Origin of the sequence: Picosynechococcus sp. PCC 73109, assembly GCF_001521855.1 — a bacterium.
Classification (GTDB): domain Bacteria; phylum Cyanobacteriota; class Cyanobacteriia; order Cyanobacteriales; family MRBY01; genus MRBY01.
Genome location: NZ_CP013998.1, coordinates 2,469,029 through 2,486,529 on the forward strand (window position 1 = coordinate 2,469,029; position 17,501 = coordinate 2,486,529).

The 17,501-nt window shown below is 52.1% G+C and carries 13 protein-coding genes; 9 read left to right on the forward strand and 4 right to left on the reverse strand.

Annotation, left to right across the window (positions count from 1 at the left end; translation table 11 throughout):
* Window positions 1-29: 29 nt before the first annotated feature.
* Window positions 30-1,532: an MBOAT family protein gene (locus tag AWQ23_RS11905; RefSeq protein WP_062435735.1), complete on the forward strand. Its 1,503-nt coding sequence runs from the start codon at window positions 30-32 to the stop codon at window positions 1,530-1,532.
* Here AWQ23_RS11905 and AWQ23_RS11910 read toward each other — a convergent pair.
* Window positions 1,529-1,876 (reverse strand): c-type cytochrome, encoded by a 348-nt coding sequence (locus tag AWQ23_RS11910; protein WP_062435737.1) that lies wholly within the window; start codon window positions 1,874-1,876, stop codon window positions 1,529-1,531. The two genes, AWQ23_RS11905 and AWQ23_RS11910, sit on opposite strands and share 4 nt — an antisense overlap.
* A 34-nt stretch (window positions 1,877-1,910) precedes the next feature.
* On the reverse strand, window positions 1,911-3,698 hold the full coding sequence (locus AWQ23_RS11915) for a phosphodiester glycosidase family protein (protein ID WP_062435740.1): 1,788 nt from the start codon (window positions 3,696-3,698) through the stop codon (window positions 1,911-1,913).
* A gap of 439 nt (window positions 3,699-4,137) precedes the next feature.
* Between AWQ23_RS11915 and gltB the strand changes: the two genes are divergently transcribed.
* The gene (gene gltB / locus AWQ23_RS11920; protein WP_062435742.1) at window positions 4,138-8,772 is read left to right on the forward strand and encodes a glutamate synthase large subunit; all 4,635 of its coding nucleotides are present in this window, start codon (window positions 4,138-4,140) and stop codon (window positions 8,770-8,772) included.
* Between the two features lie 163 nt (window positions 8,773-8,935).
* On the opposite strand, the gene trmFO is transcribed toward gltB, so the two are convergent.
* A complete protein-coding gene (gene trmFO, locus AWQ23_RS11925) occupies window positions 8,936-10,306 on the reverse strand; it encodes an FADH(2)-oxidizing methylenetetrahydrofolate--tRNA-(uracil(54)-C(5))-methyltransferase TrmFO (protein ID WP_062435745.1) in 1,371 nt (456 codons plus the stop codon).
* 130 nt (window positions 10,307-10,436) lie between these two features.
* Window positions 10,437-10,775: a DUF1830 domain-containing protein gene (locus AWQ23_RS11930; protein WP_062435747.1), complete on the reverse strand. Its 339-nt coding sequence runs from the start codon at window positions 10,773-10,775 to the stop codon at window positions 10,437-10,439.
* A gap of 466 nt (window positions 10,776-11,241) precedes the next feature.
* On the opposite strand from AWQ23_RS11930, the gene AWQ23_RS11935 reads away from it, so the two are divergent.
* The 7 genes from AWQ23_RS11935 (at window position 11,242) to AWQ23_RS11965 (ending at window position 17,476) form a co-directional block, all read left to right on the forward strand.
* Window positions 11,242-11,895, forward strand: a complete 654-nt coding sequence (locus tag AWQ23_RS11935; protein WP_062436674.1) for a 1-acyl-sn-glycerol-3-phosphate acyltransferase — start codon at window positions 11,242-11,244, stop codon at window positions 11,893-11,895.
* Between the two features lie 227 nt (window positions 11,896-12,122).
* A complete protein-coding gene (locus AWQ23_RS11940) occupies window positions 12,123-13,028 on the forward strand; it encodes an MBL fold metallo-hydrolase (RefSeq protein ID WP_062435750.1) in 906 nt (301 codons plus the stop codon).
* Between the two features lie 41 nt (window positions 13,029-13,069).
* The gene (locus AWQ23_RS11945) at window positions 13,070-14,065 is read left to right on the forward strand and encodes a bifunctional riboflavin kinase/FAD synthetase (RefSeq protein ID WP_062435753.1); all 996 of its coding nucleotides are present in this window, start codon (window positions 13,070-13,072) and stop codon (window positions 14,063-14,065) included.
* Window positions 14,046-14,990, forward strand: a complete 945-nt coding sequence (locus AWQ23_RS11950) for a MoxR family ATPase (RefSeq protein WP_012307995.1) — start codon at window positions 14,046-14,048, stop codon at window positions 14,988-14,990. The genes AWQ23_RS11945 and AWQ23_RS11950 overlap by 20 nt, the downstream gene beginning before the upstream one ends.
* Window positions 14,991-15,048: 58 nt before the next feature.
* On the forward strand, window positions 15,049-15,594 hold the full coding sequence (locus AWQ23_RS11955; protein ID WP_030006889.1) for a DUF2854 domain-containing protein: 546 nt from the start codon (window positions 15,049-15,051) through the stop codon (window positions 15,592-15,594).
* A gap of 148 nt (window positions 15,595-15,742) precedes the next feature.
* Window positions 15,743-16,006, forward strand: a complete 264-nt coding sequence (gene psaK / locus AWQ23_RS11960; RefSeq protein ID WP_062435756.1) for a photosystem I reaction center subunit PsaK — start codon at window positions 15,743-15,745, stop codon at window positions 16,004-16,006.
* A 249-nt stretch (window positions 16,007-16,255) separates the two neighbouring features.
* Window positions 16,256-17,476: a M20 family metallopeptidase gene (locus AWQ23_RS11965; RefSeq protein ID WP_062435759.1), complete on the forward strand. Its 1,221-nt coding sequence runs from the start codon at window positions 16,256-16,258 to the stop codon at window positions 17,474-17,476.
* Window positions 17,477-17,501 lie beyond the last annotated feature (25 nt).

Genomic DNA, 17,501 nt, shown 5'->3' on the forward strand with positions numbered 1-17,501 from the left:
GGTGACCCTGATGTTTTTTTGACGAACCAATGAGGCTGGTATCCTTCGGCTATGGCTGTTTCCTCCTGGGAACAGTGGTGAGCTATTGGGGTTTGGGACGGTTTTGGCCACCTTTGCAACGCTGGCTGCTGCTACTGGCTAGTGTCTTGTTTTATAGCCTGCTACAACCACAGTTTTTACCATTGCTAGTGGGTCTGACGGTCTTGAACTTTTTTTGGGGTAAACTCCTTGTGCGCCAAGGCCCAGCGGGCGATCGCCCCCAGTCTTTGCGGCAAGCTTTTCGATTGTGGCAATGGCAGCCTGGGTATTGGCTGGGCTTAGGTATTTTTCTAAATCTGGCGGTGCTCTTTGGGTTTAAATATATTCCTTTTGCCCTGGAGAATCTAGCGTGGCTCTGGCCCTGGCCTGGACTAGAACAATGGGCGATCGCCTTCCCAGAAACCCTAATCGCACCCCTGGGGATTTCCTTTTTTACCTTTGAATGTATCGCCTATCTAGTAGATGTGTACCGGGGTGCTCCTGCGGCCCAATCCCTATTGACATTTAGCAGCTATAAATTATTTTTCCCTAAACTCCTGTCGGGGCCGATTACTCGCTTTCATATTTTTTCTGGGCAAAGCCGTAGAACCGCAGGCTTATTACTCGACGAAGGGGTCGAAGGATTATGGCTCATCGCCAGTGGGGCGGTGAAAAAAGTCCTCATCGCCGATAATCTGGGGGTTTTTGTGGAACTCTGTGCCAATAATCTCGAACGGGCGGGCAGCGGTGATCTGTGGCTTTTTATCCTGGCCTATAGCCTCCAGCTTTACTTTGACTTTAGCGGCTATGTGGATCTCGCCCTGGGTAGTGCTAAATTGCTCGGCTTTCAGCTCCCTGCAAATTTTGATTTTCCTTACTTTTCAACGAGTTTGGCAGAGTTTTGGCGGCGTTGGCACATCAGTTTAGGAGATTGGCTACGCAACTATCTGTATTTTCCCCTGGGAGGATCCCGGCGAGGTTTGGGGCGCACCTGTACCAATCTTTTCGTGGTGATGTTTTTAGCCGGACTATGGCATGGGGCTGCCTGGGGTTATGTCCTCTGGGGCTGTCTCCACGGTTTGGGCCTAGGGATTCATCGACTGGGACAGTGGTTTGCGAATCGTTGGCTGTGGTTAGAGAATTTTTGGACATCGCTCCCAGGAATATTGGGGGCATGGCTTTTGACCCAGGGGTTTGTGTTCTTGAGTTGGATTCCCTTTCGCTTACCAGATGGCCCCCGTGCTGTCCTGCTTTTGCGGCATCTATGGCATTATCCGGGGGATCTACAATTTACCCAAAAAATTTATTTGGAGGGGCTTGGTTTAGCAAGACCTGATTTTTTGGTGTTGTTGGGCTTACTCTTATTGGGGATGGGAGGAGCCTATCTGGTGCAGCGTCAATGGAAACTCCAACTAAGTTGGGGCCTCAAAGTGGCACTAATTCCCCTCTGTTTTTACGGTATTTTGATTTTTGGGCCAGAGGGGAATATCCCTTACATTTACTTTGATTTTTAGGATTTCCAGTCGGTTTGGGATTGCTGGAGAACGTATTGGGAGACGGCCTGGATTTCTTCGGGACTGAGTTTGTCACCGTAGGCTGACATGTTGCCTTTCCCCTGGGTGACAAGATTGGCGATCGCCTCGAGATTGGTATAGCCATTTTTCGCCATGGCCCGTTTTTTGAGATTTTTGCCGCGCCGGACGATGTTGCCACCGTTGAGATGGCAGCCAGCACAATGGGCCTCAAAGATCTGGGCTCCCTGGTCAAGATCGGCACCAAAGGCAGGGGTCGCCAGGAGGGGCACTAGCAACAGAACGATCATCACAAAGACAATGACTTGGACAAGGCGTTTATTCATCGGTAATTTGGGCAGGGATTAGCGTGCGTCGGTTCTATTCTAAAAACAAGCCGATGCCGTTGTTAACCCGTCCGGCGGTGGTAGGGTGGCGATCGCTTAAATTAGCACCAAGGGCGAGGGCCGAAGATCCACCTCCATCTAAATTCAAGGCATCCGTGGCCCCCAGACGGCGGAGAATATTCGCCCATTCGTTGAGGGTTGCCCCGGCCGTTTCTTCTGCCGCGCCGTGGAGGGTCACCAGCAATATTTTGTTGTCTCGGGTTTTGGCGATCGCACTGCGGGAAGCTGACTGAATATTAAAAGCCGTACTAAACTGTTCTGCTTGGCCATTGAGAACAACCTGACCATTTTTCAGAAGGAGCGGCCCACCACCGACAATATTCGGTAACGTCGCAAAACTATTGGGGGTAAATCTGGGTCGGCGTTCTAGGGTCACCCCCACGGGAAATTTGGCCGCCCCAGTGCGAAAGGAGCGGAAGACCAACAAATAACCACCCTGGGGAATTTCATAACTGTTTTGGCCCGCTTTCCCCGCCGTTTCCTGGCGAATGACCTGGTCGCGGCCCCCAGAGGTCATCACCGTCAGCACAATTTCATTGTCAACGGCTGTGGTGTAACGACTGCCCCAGGCGCGGTCATACAGGGCGGCCCCGGCTTTCACATAGCCGCTATTGATCAGTTCAACCCTGACCTGTTCACCATTGCCCGCAACAATATCGGTTTCGACTTTGAGGCGGTCAAATTCCCAGCGGCCCGCATTATCCCAGGCCACTGCCCCCCGATTGAGAATCGGCCCTGAACGCAAAGCTCGATTGCCTTGGACAATGCCCAGGGGATACTGGTTATTGCGGTTAAAAAAGCCCGCATTAATGGCGGCGATCGCCTGATTGGTGTCTGCCTGGATCAACAGGGGCGCTAACCCCACAATTGTGTTGTTATCCGGGGTGATTGGCTTAAGCTGGAGTTGCCGTTGGGTGGGGTCAATTTCGAGCCAAGTCACCCGCACAGGCCCAGAACTGGCCGCAAAATTTTCCTGTCGCCACTGCACCCCAGGGAGCCATTGCACAGACCGATTTTGATTTTCTGGTTGCGATCGCAAATCGACCACTAGGCGGGGGGGATTCGCCAAACTAAAGACCTGGATCTCTGGGGCCCCCGCTTTAAAGACAAGTTCCGTTAAACCGTTGCTATCGTTGAGGGTAAACGGCAGTGCATTCGCCGTTAATTGCGCCCTAAGCCGTTGGGCCGTCACTCCATAATCACTCTGGAGCCGCAGTTTTGTGGGGCTCACCTTTTGCCAGAGTACAGGCCGGTCTAGATCAATGACCAAGCGCGTGCCCCAGGTCTGTTGCCCCTGGCGGACACTCAAAATTTGCCCCTTAGGCGTCGTCAGCTCAAGGACATTGCCGTTGGGCCGAGCCTGCCACCGTTGTGCTGCGGCCAAAGCGGTCACATCAAGGTAACGGTAGGGAGCGGCAAAGCGAATCGGCAATTGGTAGGGAGTATTGTCAAACCAGGTGACTGGTTGTTGTCCCAAATCGAGGCCATTCCCCAATTCCATCCCCAGGGTTTTTTCCAAGGTCATCGACTCAATCCCCAGACGCACTGTGCCATTTTCTGACCACTGAGCCCAGGCTCCCCGGAGGGTTTGCCCATTGAGGCGAATTTGACTGCCCTTGGCTTGGATTTGGGTATTAAGGCTCACGGGATTGGCGATCGCCCGTGGACTTGCCAAGTCTCCCACCAGCAAATTAGGTGTCCCAAAACTCAGCCCAAAACAACCCACTGTCCCCAAGAACCATTGCCAACGACGTAATCCCATCAAAGCCTACTCTTTCCTTACAACATCAACAAACACTGACTTTATCCCAGGGGAAATGTTTCACGCCCCCCAAACGACTGCCCTTTAACGGTATTCCCTATTGTTAAATGAATTTATTTCCTATAATATTGCTACGCTGTCTTTAGCGCAGATTTTGTCAAGTTAAAAATTAAAGAGCGTTAACGTCATCCCCTGGGGAAATGCAGTCGCTAAAATCCTGCCCAAAGCCACGAATGATCAGCAGTGGATAGAGATCATCGTCCCCAAAACTTGACGTCCGACAAAATATCGCTATTCTAAATAAGCCCAACGGAGATTTCTAGTCAAGCATTTCCAGTGGGTTCGTGTAGAGGCCAGTCGTCCCCAAAAATACGTCCCCTCCCCACAGCACACCAGGTTTTTTCTACCCTAAAATTCCTAACCTATGGACCGAGACATAATGAACCATCAAGGCACCTTCTCCCAAAACAATCATCAAGAAACAACAAACTACTACACTGGTCCCCGTTGGCTTGTGGAAGAACGGGATGCCTGTGGTGTTGGCTTTTTGGCCTATAAAGATGGTCGCAAAACCCATAAATTAATTGAACAAACCCTGACGGCCCTCGGCTGCATGGAGCACCGGGGTGGTTGTACCGCCGACCGTGAATCCGGTGATGGTGCAGGGGTGATGACGGCGTTGCCCCACGAATTATTTGCTGAATGGTTCCAAGCAGAGGGGATTACCCAGCCAGCCCCCGAAACCTACGGCGTTGGGATGGTGTTTCTCCCCCAGGCTGAAGCAGAATGTGCAGCGGCAAAAGCGTTAGTTGAAGATGTGCTGACCCGTCGTCAATTCAAAATTTTAGGGTGGCGGGATGTACCTGTGGCCCCAGAAACCCTAGGTATTCAGGCGCGGGAAAACCAACCCCAGATGAAGCAGGTGTTTGTGGTCTCGGAACAGGGATTGACTGGCGATGAACTGGATAAAGCCCTCTATATTGCCCGCTCGGAAATTGGGAAACACCTCACTGATGTTTTCTATGTGTGTACTTTGTCCTGTCGCACCATCGTTTATAAGGGCATGGTGCAGTCGGAAGTCCTGGGCAAGTTCTATAAAGATTTAACCAACCCGCTGTATAAGAGTGAATTTGCGGTTTACCACCGTCGCTTTAGCACGAATACCATGCCTAAGTGGCCCTTGGCGCACCCGATGCGTTTGTTGGGTCACAACGGAGAAATCAATACACTCATCGGGAATATCAACTGGATGAAGGCCCGGGAAAATATCCTCGAAATTCCCGGTTGGAACAAGGATGATATTGAAGCCCTCCACCCGATTGTCAATACCGATAATAGTGATTCTTTCAATTTAGACAGTGCGATGGAGCTGTTGGTTCGGGCCGGGCGATCGCCCATGGAAGCGGCGATGATCCTCGTGCCAGAAGCCTATCAAAATCAACCCAGCCTCAAAGAACACCCGGAAATCACCGATTTTTATGACTACTACGCGGGTATGCAAGAACCCTGGGATGGCCCGGCCCTCCTCGTATTCAGTGACGGTAAAACTGTCGGTGCAACCCTAGACCGGAATGGTTTACGCCCGGCCCGCTATTGCATCACCAAGGACGGCTATATTCTTGTGTCTTCGGAAGCGGGGGTTGTGGATGTCCTCGACGAAGATATTGTGGAAAAAGGTCGCCTCGGCCCTGGCCAGATGGTCGCCGTTGATTTCCAAACCCAAGAACTCCTCAAAAACTGGGAAATCAAACAGCGGGTTGCTGAATCCCAACCCTATGGCACCTGGCTCAAGGAAAATCGTCAAGTCCTCGAATCCCAAGATTTCGTTGGCGATCGCCAGCAAAGCGAAACCGATCTGCTCCGGCTCCAAACGGCCTTTGGCTACACCGCCGAAGACGTCGAGATGATCATCAATGCCATGGCGGAGATGGGCAAAGAACCGACCTTCTGCATGGGCGATGACATTCCCCTGGCGGTACTGTCCGACAAGCCCCGTCTGCTCTACGACTACTTTAAGCAACGCTTTGCCCAGGTCACCAACCCCCCCATCGACCCCCTGCGGGAAAGTCTGGTCATGTCCTTGAACATGTACCTCGGCGAACGGGGTAATCTCTTGGATTGCGGCACCGAAGATGCCAAGGTGCTCAAGCTGAATAGCCCCGTCCTCAACGAAGCAGAACTGCAACGGGTCCGGGATAGCCAACTGGGGGGCACGACCCTGGCAACGACCTATGCGATCGCCAATGGCCCCGATGGTCTCCGGGGTGCCCTCACAAGCCTCTGTGCAGCGGCGGAAGCTGCCGTGCGGGCTGGCAATAAAATTATTATCCTGAGCGATCGCACCGACGGCACCGTCGATCAAGACCACAGCTTTATTCCGCCTCTCCTCGCAGTGGGGGCTGTGCATCACCACCTCATACGCGTTGGCCTCCGCTTGAGTGCCTCCATTGTGGTAGATACAGCTCAATGTTGGAGTACCCATCACTTTGCCTGCCTCGTGGGTTATGGGGCCTCTGCCGTTTGTCCTTACCTCGCCTTTGAAGCCGTCCGTCACTGGTGGCATATTCCCCGGGTCCAGAAGCAAATGGCCGCCGAGCAAATTCCGGCCATGACCATCGAAAAGGCCCAAGACAACTATCGCCATGCCATTGAAGCAGGGCTACTAAAAATTCTGTCCAAGATGGGGATCTCCCTGCTCCAGTCCTATCATGGTGCCCAAATCTTTGAAGCGATTGGCCTCGGCATGGAAGTGATCAATGTTGCCTTCAAGGGCACCACGTCCCGGGTGGGTGGCATGACCCTCGCCGACCTATCCCAGGAAGGGATTGCGTTCCATAGTCGTGCTTTCCCTGAACTTTCCGGCAGTAAACTGGCCAACTATGGCTTTGTGAATTACCGCAAGGGGGGTGAATATCACATGAATTCCCCTGAAATGACCAAGGCCCTCCATAAGGCGGTGGCAGCTTACAACGACGATCAGCAAGAAGCCTTTGATCACTACGGCAACTATCAGGATTATCTAGAAAATCGCCCTGCGACGGCACTCCGGGATTTACTTGATTTCGAGAGCGATCGCCAAGCCATTGACCTTAGTGAAGTCGAGTCCGTAGAAAGTATCGTCAAACGCTTCTGCACCGGTGGGATGTCTTTAGGCTCCCTCTCTCGGGAAGCCCACGAAACTTTGGCGATCGCCATGAACCGCCTCGGTGCCAAATCCAACTCCGGCGAAGGGGGCGAAGATCCCGTGCGCTTTAAGATCCTTGATGATGTGAATGCGAGCGGCGATTCCCCCACCTTGCCCCACCTCCACGGCTTGCGCAACGGCGACACCGCCAACTCCGCCATCAAACAAATTGCCTCCGGCCGCTTTGGGGTGACCCCTGAATACTTAATGAGTGGTCGTCAGCTAGAGATCAAGATGGCCCAAGGGGCGAAACCTGGCGAAGGGGGACAACTACCCGGGAAAAAAGTCAGTGAATACATCGCGATGCTGCGAAATTCTAAGCCCGGTGTGACCCTCATTTCCCCGCCGCCCCACCACGATATTTACTCCATCGAGGATCTCGCCCAGCTAATTTACGATCTCCACCAGATCAATCCTGCCGCGAAGGTTTCCGTAAAGCTGGTTGCCGAAATTGGCATTGGAACCATTGCCGCTGGGGTCGCCAAGGCTAATGCCGATGTCATTATGGTTTCTGGCCATGACGGTGGTACCGGTGCCTCGCCCCTCAGTTCCATTAAGCACGCAGGTTGCCCTTGGGAATTGGGTGTGACAGAAGTGCACAAGACCCTCATGGATAATCAATTGCGCGATCGCGTCATCCTCCGGGCCGATGGCGGTCTCAAAACCGGTTGGGATGTGATTATGGCGGCGCTCATGGGGGCCGAAGAATACGGTTTTGGTTCTATCGCGATGATTGCCGAAGGCTGTATCATGGCGCGGGTTTGCCACACTAACCAATGTCCCGTCGGGGTCGCAACCCAACAACAGCGCCTCCGCGATCGCTTTAAGGGCATTCCTGAGCACGTGGTCAACTTCTTCTACTTCATCGCCGAAGAAATTCGTGCCATCTTGGCCAAACTCGGCTACCGGAGTCTCAATGAAATTATTGGCCGCGCCGATCTGCTCAAGCCCCGTGAAAACGTCAAGCTCACGAAGACCAGTGGTCTCGTCCTAGATTGCCTGACCAACCTGCCAGATGTCCGCGACAATCGCGACTGGCTGAATCACGGTGATGTGCACAGTAATGGCCCTGTCCTAGACGATGAGATTTTGGCAAATGCAGCGGTTCAACAGGCCATCCGTGAACAAGGCTCCCTGAGTCAAGAGATCAAGATCATCAACACTGATCGCTCCGTCGGTGCCCGGGTTTCTGGTTTTATCGCCAAGCAGTACGGCAATGAAGGTTTTGAGGGAGAACTCAAATTCAACTTTAAAGGCTCTGCTGGTCAAAGTTTTGGGGCCTTTAATCTCTTGGGAATGACCATGCACCTCGAAGGGGAAGCCAATGACTATGTGGGTAAAGGAATGAATGGTGGTGAAATTATCATCGTTCCCCCAACCCAGTCCCAATATGCAGCGGCAGATAACGTAATCATCGGCAATACCTGTCTCTATGGGGCTACCGGCGGCACCCTCTATGCCAATGGTCGTGCGGGTGAACGTTTTGCGGTGCGGAATTCAAAAGGTAAAGCCGTTGTTGAAGGGACTGGCGACCACTGTTGCGAATACATGACCGGTGGCGTAATTGTGGTGCTCGGTGATGTGGGTCGTAATGTGGGCGCAGGGATGACCGGTGGCCTCACCTACATTCTCGATGAACACAACACTCTCCCCGAAAAGATGAATACAGAGATTGTGAACATTCAACGGGTCGGTACCGCAGCAGGGGAAAAACAATTGAAGGATCTGATCACAGCCCACGCCGAGAAAACCGGTAGCCCGAAAGCCAAGGCAATTCTTGCAAATTGGGCTAGCTATTTACCCCAGTTCTGGCAAGTGGTTCCTCCTTCTGAGGCTGATAGCCCTGAAGCCAATGTTAATGCGGCGGCAAAGCAACTCACTTCTGTTTAATGTGAATTATGTGAATTACGCCTAATTAACCCGTAAATCTCCCGGTAATCATCGGGGGATTTTTTTTGGTGATCGCCTACCCTTCCATCGACAAAAAAAGCGCACCATCAAAGTACGCTTGCCGAGTCAAAAATCTTGGTGAACCCGGAAGGTGGCGACGTTATTAAACCAAGGCGGCTGGACGACAAGATTCTTCCCGCCATTGCTCCAGGTCAGTGAGGGAGCGATCGCGATAAACGCCATACCGTTCTTTCTTGCTCCGTACACGCTCTGTTAGGGGCGGAATAATGCCAAAATTGGGGGGCATCGGTTGAAAATGCTTGGGAGAAGCACTGTGGATAAACTCGAAGAGAGCGCCCATCATGGTGGTTTCCGGCAAGGTCAAAGGTGTTAATCCTTGGGCTAACCGCGCGGCATTGGTTCCGGCGAGCCATCCCCCTGCTGCGGCCGCTGTATAACCTTCGGTGCCAATTAACTGGCCAGCGGCGAGGAGGGTCGGGCGTTTTTTAAATTGCAGTGTCGCTTCGAGTAACTCAGGGGAATTTAAAAACGTATTGCGGTGCATCACGCCCATGCGGACAAATTCAGCATTTTCTAACCCAGGGATCATCCGGAACACCCGCTTTTGTTCGCCCCAACGAAGATTGGTTTGGAAACCCACCATATTCCAGAGTTGACCTTGTTTATCTTCTTGGCGCAATTGCACCACTGCATAGGGACGTTTGCCTTTATTTTCGGGGGCGCGAAAATCTCCAAGGCGAGCGTCAAAGAGACCCACGGGTTTTAGGGGGCCAAAACGCATGGTATCTTCACCACGGCGAGCTAATTCTTCGATGGGAAGACAGCCTTCAAAAAATTTCGCGGTCTCCAGTTCAAAATCTTTCAATTCTGCTTGCTCTGCTTCACAAAGGGCCGCCCGAAACGCCTGGTACTGGGCTGGATCCATCGGGCAATTGAGATAGGCAGCTTCTCCCTTGTCGTAGCGAGAGGCGAGAAAGGCAATGTCTTGGTTGATGCTTTCACCAACAATAATCGGACTGGCGGCATCAAAGAAGCTCATGTATTCCAAGCCGGTGAATTGTTGCAGTTCTGTGGCGAGGGCAGCGGTGGTCAGAGGCCCAGTCGCTAAAACAGTAATTCCTTCGCTGGGGATTTGGTCTAGGGGTTCCCGGCGAAAGGTGACGAGGGGATGTTCGGCAAGCTTTTGGGTGAGATCTTGACTAAAAACGCCCCGGTCAACGGCTAAGGCTCCCCCCGCAGGAACCCGGTGTTGGTCGGCGGTGCTGATGATCACGGATTGGAGGCGACGAAGTTCCTCGTGAAGCAATCCGGCGGCGCGATCGCTGGAGGCCGCCCCAAAAGAATTACTACAAACCAATTCAGCGAGGTCGGCGGTATGGTGGGCTGGACTTTTTTGGACGGGGCGCATTTCATAGAGAGTGACCGGAACCCCGGCTTGGGCAATTTGCCAGGCGGCTTCTGTGCCAGCGAGGCCACCACCAATTACAGTTACAGAAGGCAGGGTCTTAGTCATGGGCGGTCAAGGTCAAATAGAGTTAGGAGCGGTATTCTATCTTACATTTTGGCTTTGGGGTTTAACGATGGGGGAAGACAAAATAAAACCACCCCGGAGGATGGCTCGTGGCAAAAATTTAAGGAAAAACTTAGGGGGCGATCGCCACTGGTCTAGCCGCAGGAATATCTTGATTTACCGGGGCCGGCTCTGGTTCATCTGTTTCCGAGCCAGTTTCTTGCATTGCCAGACGATAGCAGGGGATCGTATCCGACAAAATAGCACTCGCCATCATCCCCGTATGAATTTCTAAGATCGCCTGGGGCATGGCTTCAAACATTAGCCGTTGCCCGGGAAAAACAACCCGCTCAAAATACCAATCTTCGACATTCGTAATACGCGCAACTTGAATTTGACTGGTTGCATTTACATAGCAGCAAAGTAGAGCTTTGTTGTCATCATTTGGGATGGGATCAAGAATTTGAGCCATGGTCTTCCTGGGTAAGTATTTAAATAGTCTTTTATATCTCTCGATGATAAGCTAACACCGATTGATCCCCAGTAGTTGTAACCTCTACTACAAAGACATAAGCTAAGCATAATAGTTCTTCTTGAAAGTTTGATATTTCTTTATCTATTCGCATTTTGACAGGATATTTTTCGATTTTTTCTTTTGTAATTCAAGTAACATTTTTTGCTGCAAAACCTTACTTTTAAAAGGGTTTCTAGAGACCCAGAAGAATCTTAAGAAAAAATTAAGTTCCCTAAGTTACAAAATAACGCTTGGGGCCAAGACGAAAGCCAATGGGCAAAACCCGACAAATCATCAGGAATGCCATCACCACAGGCCGTTAAGGCGGGAATTCTTTGAATTCGTCCCCAGAGTCTAGGTATCGATCCGGCGATCACGGTAATATCGACTGATCGAACCCGTCATTTTGCTGATTTTTTACACCATGCCTGAGTTGGAATCTCCCCGTGCCAGGGAACCTTTGAGTAGTTTGATGCTCTACCGTGCTTTCAAATGGGGCTTTGTGAACCCGGTGTTTAGGACGTATTTTCGGGGCCGGGTGTATGGGGTTGAGCATGTGCCCAGGGAGGGGCCATTTATCGCGGTGAGTAACCATGCTAGTAACTTTGACCCGCCGATTTTGTCCAATTGCCTCTGCCGTCCGGTGGCTTTTATGGCGAAGGAAGAATTATTTCAGGTGCCAATTCTCAAGCAGGCGATCGCCCTCTATGGCGCTTACCCAGTGAAGCGGGGGGCCGGGGATCGGGGGGCGATCCGCGCGGCGATCAAAGCCCTCGAACAAGGTTGGGGCGTGGGTATTTTTCTCCAGGGAACCCGGACTCCAGACGGTACAATCACCGATCCTAAACCCGGTGCAGCCCTCATTGCGGCGAAAGCCCAGGTTCCCCTATTACCCATTAGTCTTTGGGGCACTGAGAAAATTTTAGTCAAGGGAAAGAAAATGCCCCAATCGGTACCTTTAACCGTGCGCATCGGTGAGGCGATCGCCCCACCCCCAGCCGTGAAAAAAGAATCCCTGAACCAAGTAACCCAAACCTGTACCGAGGTTATTAATCAACTGCACCACCTAGGTCGTTAATCTGGTGATCCAAATCACGCCACGTAAGTGATGCAAACCCCCTAAATCGATGGCAGGGTTTGTTAGTCTAACGGTAGCTATTCTTACTATCTTGCTTGTTTTACCAATAGAAATGCTAGCCGCATCGAAGCCCTAGGGCAGTCTTAGCATCGCCAAAAACCAACGATCTCAGGCAAGACACCCTTCCCACGTCAATTCATTTAATGTTCACGTAATATTTACGAGCCATGGCCCAGGCCCAGACGGAATTTAAGATCAAGTTTTGGGGGGTGCGTGGCAGTATTCCTTGTCCCGGGCGAGAAACCGTCCGCTACGGGGGCAACACCTCCTGTGTGGAAATGTGCGCGGGAAATCAACGCCTAATCTTTGATGGCGGTACGGGACTGCGCCTGCTGGGTGAAGCGTTAGTCGCTGAATCAGTACCGATTGCTGCCCATTTATTTTTTTCCCACTCCCATTGGGATCACATCCAGGGGTTTCCTTTTTTTACGCCCGCTTTTCAGCCGCAAAATCGTTTCAATATCTATGGCGTCACTGCGGACGACGAAATCCCGATTCAAAAACGGCTCCATGACCAAATGCTCCATCCCAACTTTCCGGTGCCTCTCCAGGTGATGCGGGCGGAGTTAAATTTTGTTGCCTTAGCCCTGGGGGAAACGGTGTCCCTCGGAGAAGTACGAGTCACCAATGGGCCTTTGAATCATCCCGGTGGCGCGGTGGGTTATCGGGTCGATTGGCAAGGCTTGGGAGTTGCCTACATCACAGACACGGAACATTACGGCGATCGCCTCGATGATCAAGTGCTACGGCTCGCCCAGGGAGCCGATGTCCTCATTATGGATGCGACCTACACGGACGAGGAATATCATGATCCGCGCCATAGCAAAGTGGGCTGGGGCCATAGTACCTGGCAAGAGACGGTGAAGGTGGCCCAGGCCGCCAACGTTAAGCAATTAATTTTGTTTCACCATGATCCAAGCCATGGTGATGATTTCCTCGATGGCGTCCAAGCAGCAGCCCAGGCTATTTTTCCTCAAACGGCGATCGCCCAAGAAGGAAAGACCATTATTTTGCAAGCTTCCGGAGAAGGAAATCCTGGGCTGCCTGGGTCTGCCCAAGCACTATCCGTCTGATATCGGTATAAAATACGGTCAAATGTTTCGGACTGTAAAGCGTGCGGGTAATCTCATCAACAACTGAAGCGTTAACACCCACTTGCCTTGCCCTGGGCAATTTTGACGGGGTTCACCGGGGACACCAGCGGGTCATTGCCCCGGCGGTTACCCAAGCAAGGGCGCTGTCCCAAGGGGTTGTGGTGGGCGATCGCTTTTCAAATTCTCCTAAAATCCACGCCACCGTTGTCACCTTTGACCCCCACCCCCGGGAGTTTTTCTCTGGGAACCCCCAACATCTCCTCACGCCCCTCCCGGAGAAACAAGCCTTTCTGGCGCAGTTTGGGATCGAACAATTGGTGTTACTCCCCTTCGATCGGGAACTCGCGGCCCTCTCTCCCCAGGAGTTTGTCGCCGAAATCCTCGTCAAACAGTTACAAACCCAGTCCATTAGTGTCGGGAGTGATTTTTCCTTTGGTCGAGGGCGGAGTGGCAGTGCCACTGATCTCCAGGCGATCGCCAAAAGCTTTGGGATTGATGTTCATATCACGCCCCTGTGCCGGGAAGCCGAAACAAGAATTAGTAGTTCTGCCATTCGCGAAGCCCTGGCAACGGGACAAATTCAATACGCAAATCAACTGCTCGGTCGTCCCTATTCCCTCCAAGGCACCGTAACCCATGGTCAAAAATTAGGCCGTCAAATCGGTTTTCCCACCGCCAATCTCCAGGGAGAAGCGACGAAATTTTTACCGAAATACGGAGTCTATGCGGTGCAAGTCACCAGCGATGTTTTGCCCACCGCCCAATGGGGCATACTAAACATTGGGTGTCGTCCCACGGTCACAACCACTGCCCTGCCGACGGTGGAAGTGCACCTCTTGGATTATCACCAGGATCTCTATGGGGCCAACCTAAAGGTTGATCTCCTCCATTACCTGCGTCCAGAACAAAAATTTGCCTCCCTCCAGGCCCTCCAAAATCAAATTCACCAGGATGGCGATCGCGCCCGTACCCTGCTCACCACCACCTCCAATCAGCATGAAAGAACGCATTCGTGACCTCACCGATAACCTCTCGAAAACCATCGTCGGTAAAGAAGATGCCATTCGTCTTGTCCTCGTGGCGATGTTAAGTGGCGGCCATGTGCTCCTCGAAGACGTCCCCGGCGTTGGCAAGACACTTTTAGCAAAATCCCTCGCCCGTTCTGTCAATGGCCGCTTTCAGCGGATTCAATGCACCCCCGATCTCTTGCCCAGTGACATTACAGGCACCAACATTTGGAACCCCAGTAGTCGTGAATTTGAATTTTTATCCGGCCCTGTGTTTGCCAATGTCCTCCTCGCCGACGAAATTAATCGGGCCACCCCCCGCACCCAGTCCGCACTTCTTGAGGTGATGGAAGAGCAACAGGTGACCGTCGATGGTGAAGCCCGTAAAGTGCCTAAACCTTTTTTCGTGATTGCGACCCAGAACCCCATCGAATACCAGGGCACCTTCCCACTTCCAGAAGCCCAGATGGACCGTTTTATTCTTTCGCTTACCCTCGGCTATCCTGGCTTTTCTGAGGAGGTAGATATGCTCCAACTCCACCAATCCCGCATTGCCCCAGAGGAACTCAAGCCCTGTATTTCCCTAGAGGAGATGCGTGAACTCCAAAGTCTTGTGAATCAAATCCACGTCGAAAAATCGATCCAGGAATATATTGTCAAAATTGTCCAAAAATCTCGCAATTACGAAGGCATCATTCTGGGAGTCAGTCCCCGGGGCACGGTAGCGCTCCAGCGGGCGGCCCAGGCCTATGCGTTCTTGGCGGATCGAGATTTCATTACGACCGATGATATTAAATACCTCGCGCCGTTTGTTTTAGCCCATCGGGTGATTGTCACTGGTGGCAAAGGCGCGAAGGACGTGATCAAGACTTTGGTGGCGACAATTACTGATCCTTCCACGCCCAATAGCGATTACAGTTTGCCAACGACCTAAAATCACCGTGTTAAGATTAGTAACGTTTTGTGTTTTTTAGGATTAATGGGGCAACTGGATGTTCGGCAAAATTTCCCTGGGTAGTGTGGGTTTAGTGGTGGGAGGTATTCTCTCGGTGGTCGGCTTTGCGGCCTATGGCTTTGGTAATGCCACCTTGAATTTGGCGGGAATGTTCTACGGCATCCCCATTCTTTTGGGGGGGTTGGCCCTCAAGGCAGCGGAAATTAAACCGATCGCCTACAGCAAAGCGCTTTCACCGGAATTAGAAGCACTGCGGGACAGCCAAGCAACGGCAACTCAACAGCAAATCAGAAAAGATGTGACCCGGTATCGCTATGGTCAAGATTGTCATTTAGATGATGCCCTAGAACGCCTGGGCTTAAGCCCGACGGACGAAGAACGACCCCTGTTACACCACATCCGCGAGGAATCCCGGGAAGGACGCTATGCACTGGTACTGGAATTTAAGTCGCCGTTATTTTCCCTGGAAGATTGGCAGACACGCCAGGAAAAAATTGAACGGTTTTTTGGCCCCAACGTGACGGCGGCGATCGCCCAGCCCACAGAAGATGAAATTGAGCTGGCATTGATTCGTGCTGAGTAGCCGATGGGGGCGATCCATTTATAAAACTTTACGATGTTGCTAAGTATTGCAAAGGAAATAAAGCAAAGGCTCAGCTTTGGGCAAAACTAGGGACAATTACGCTAAAAAATCCAAAATTTATTTAATCGTTATTTAGGAGTCAAGATTTATGTCCCTTGCCCTTACCGTTGCCGCTGCTGTGCCCACCACCATGGCCTGGAGCCCCAAAGTCGCCGTTGTGATGGTGATCTGCAATGTTTTGGCGATCGCCATTGGGAAAGCCACCATTAAGCACCCCTCCGAAGGCCCCGAATTGCCGATGCCTGATATGTTCGGTGGCATGGGTCTCCCTGCGCTCTTAGCAACCACGAGTTTCGGACACATCCTCGGTGCTGGGGTAATCCTCGGCCTAGGTAGCATGGGTGCCATCTAAAAAACCTGTGTTTGCTGGTTTGATTTGAGCTTGTCATTATTTAAAATTCGTCGTTTTGTCTTTTGTTTTGGAGAAGGTTGTTGGATCCCCGGAGTTTTTCTGGGGATTTTTGTTGTGGGGTGGTTTAAAAAAATCCAGGGGCGATCGCCGTCAGTGAGCAACAACTCCGAGCAACGCCAGCAAATTAGCTGTTTTAAAATAAAAGGCTAAACCTCCATTGCAACTGCCAGTCCAAAGTTGACCGCCCCTATGCTCGCCGAAATTAAAAGCCTTGCCGAAACCTTAGCGCCCCGTTTAATTGAAATCCGTCGCCATATCCACGCCCACCCCGAACTGAGCGGCGAGGAGCAACAGACAGCGGCCTATGTGTCTGGGGTTTTGTCTTCCTGCGGCATTGCGGTACAGGAGTCCGTGGGAAAAACAGGGGTGGTTGGTAACCTCCGGGGCCAAGGCACCGATCCGCGCACCCTAGGGATCCGGGTCGATATGGATGCGCTGCCGATCCAAGAATGTACAAAATTAGATTACGCTTCTACCCGCATGGGGGTGATGCACGCCTGCGGCCATGATGTACACACAACGGTGGGTCTGGGAGCAGCGATGGTCTTGGCCCAACTTCCGGAGGCGATCGCCGGTAATATTCGTTTTTTATTTCAGCCCGCCGAAGAAATTGCCCAGGGAGCGAAATGGATGGTTGATGACGGTGCCTTGGTGGGGATCGATGGGGTGATTGGCTTACACGTTTTCCCGACCATTCCCGCTAAAAACATTGGGATTCGCTATGGTGCCCTCACGGCTGCCGCCGATGATTTAGAAATTTTTATCTACGGTGAATCGGGCCATGGGGCGCGACCCCACCAAGCCATTGATGCGATTTGGATTGCTGCCCAGGTGGTTACGGCCCTGCAACAGTCGATCAGTCGCACCCAAAATCCCCTGCGACCCATCGTCCTCACCATTGGCAAAATTAACGGGGGCCGGGCCGCCAATGTCATCGCCGATGAAGTACACATGACTGGCACCGTGCGATCGCTCCACCCAGAAACCCATGCGGATTTACCCCAATGGATTGAAAATATTGTCGCCAACATCTGCAATACCTACGGCGCGAAATATAAGGTCAACTACCAGCGGGGGGTGCCTTCGGTGCAAAATGATCCCGGTTTGACGAAAATCCTTGAACAGGCGAGTCGGGAAGCCCTGGGTGATCGCCATGTAGAAATTTTGCCGGAGCCTTCCCTGGGGGCCGAAGATTTTTCTATGTACCTCGAAAATCTCCCCGGGACGATGTTTCGCTTGGGGGTCGGCCACCAAAACCGCTTGAACTATCCCCTGCACCACCCCCTCTTTGACATTGATGAAAGCGCAATTCTGACAGGGGTCGTTACCCTCGCCTACACGGCCCACAAATATTTCCAAACCACAGCCCCGGCCCAAGCCCACCAATCTCTGGAAAACATCCCACAATAGAGGGGATTATTTTTCGAGGTAACAG

Coding starts and splice junctions, on each gene's coding strand:
- AWQ23_RS11905 (WP_062435735.1), top strand. CDS start 30: ATGAGGCTGGTATCCTTCGGCTATGGCTGTTTCCTCCTGGGAACAGTG.
- AWQ23_RS11910 (WP_062435737.1), bottom strand. CDS start 1,876: ATGAATAAACGCCTTGTCCAAGTCATTGTCTTTGTGATGATCGTTCTG.
- AWQ23_RS11915 (WP_062435740.1), bottom strand. CDS start 3,698: ATGGGATTACGTCGTTGGCAATGGTTCTTGGGGACAGTGGGTTGTTTT.
- gltB (WP_062435742.1), top strand. CDS start 4,138: ATGAACCATCAAGGCACCTTCTCCCAAAACAATCATCAAGAAACAACA.
- trmFO (WP_062435745.1), bottom strand. CDS start 10,306: ATGACTAAGACCCTGCCTTCTGTAACTGTAATTGGTGGTGGCCTCGCT.
- AWQ23_RS11930 (WP_062435747.1), bottom strand. CDS start 10,775: ATGGCTCAAATTCTTGATCCCATCCCAAATGATGACAACAAAGCTCTA.
- AWQ23_RS11935 (WP_062436674.1), top strand. CDS start 11,242: ATGCCTGAGTTGGAATCTCCCCGTGCCAGGGAACCTTTGAGTAGTTTG.
- AWQ23_RS11940 (WP_062435750.1), top strand. CDS start 12,123: ATGGCCCAGGCCCAGACGGAATTTAAGATCAAGTTTTGGGGGGTGCGT.
- AWQ23_RS11950 (WP_012307995.1), top strand. CDS start 14,046: ATGAAAGAACGCATTCGTGACCTCACCGATAACCTCTCGAAAACCATC.
- AWQ23_RS11955 (WP_030006889.1), top strand. CDS start 15,049: ATGTTCGGCAAAATTTCCCTGGGTAGTGTGGGTTTAGTGGTGGGAGGT.
- psaK (WP_062435756.1), top strand. CDS start 15,743: ATGTCCCTTGCCCTTACCGTTGCCGCTGCTGTGCCCACCACCATGGCC.
- AWQ23_RS11965 (WP_062435759.1), top strand. CDS start 16,256: ATGCTCGCCGAAATTAAAAGCCTTGCCGAAACCTTAGCGCCCCGTTTA.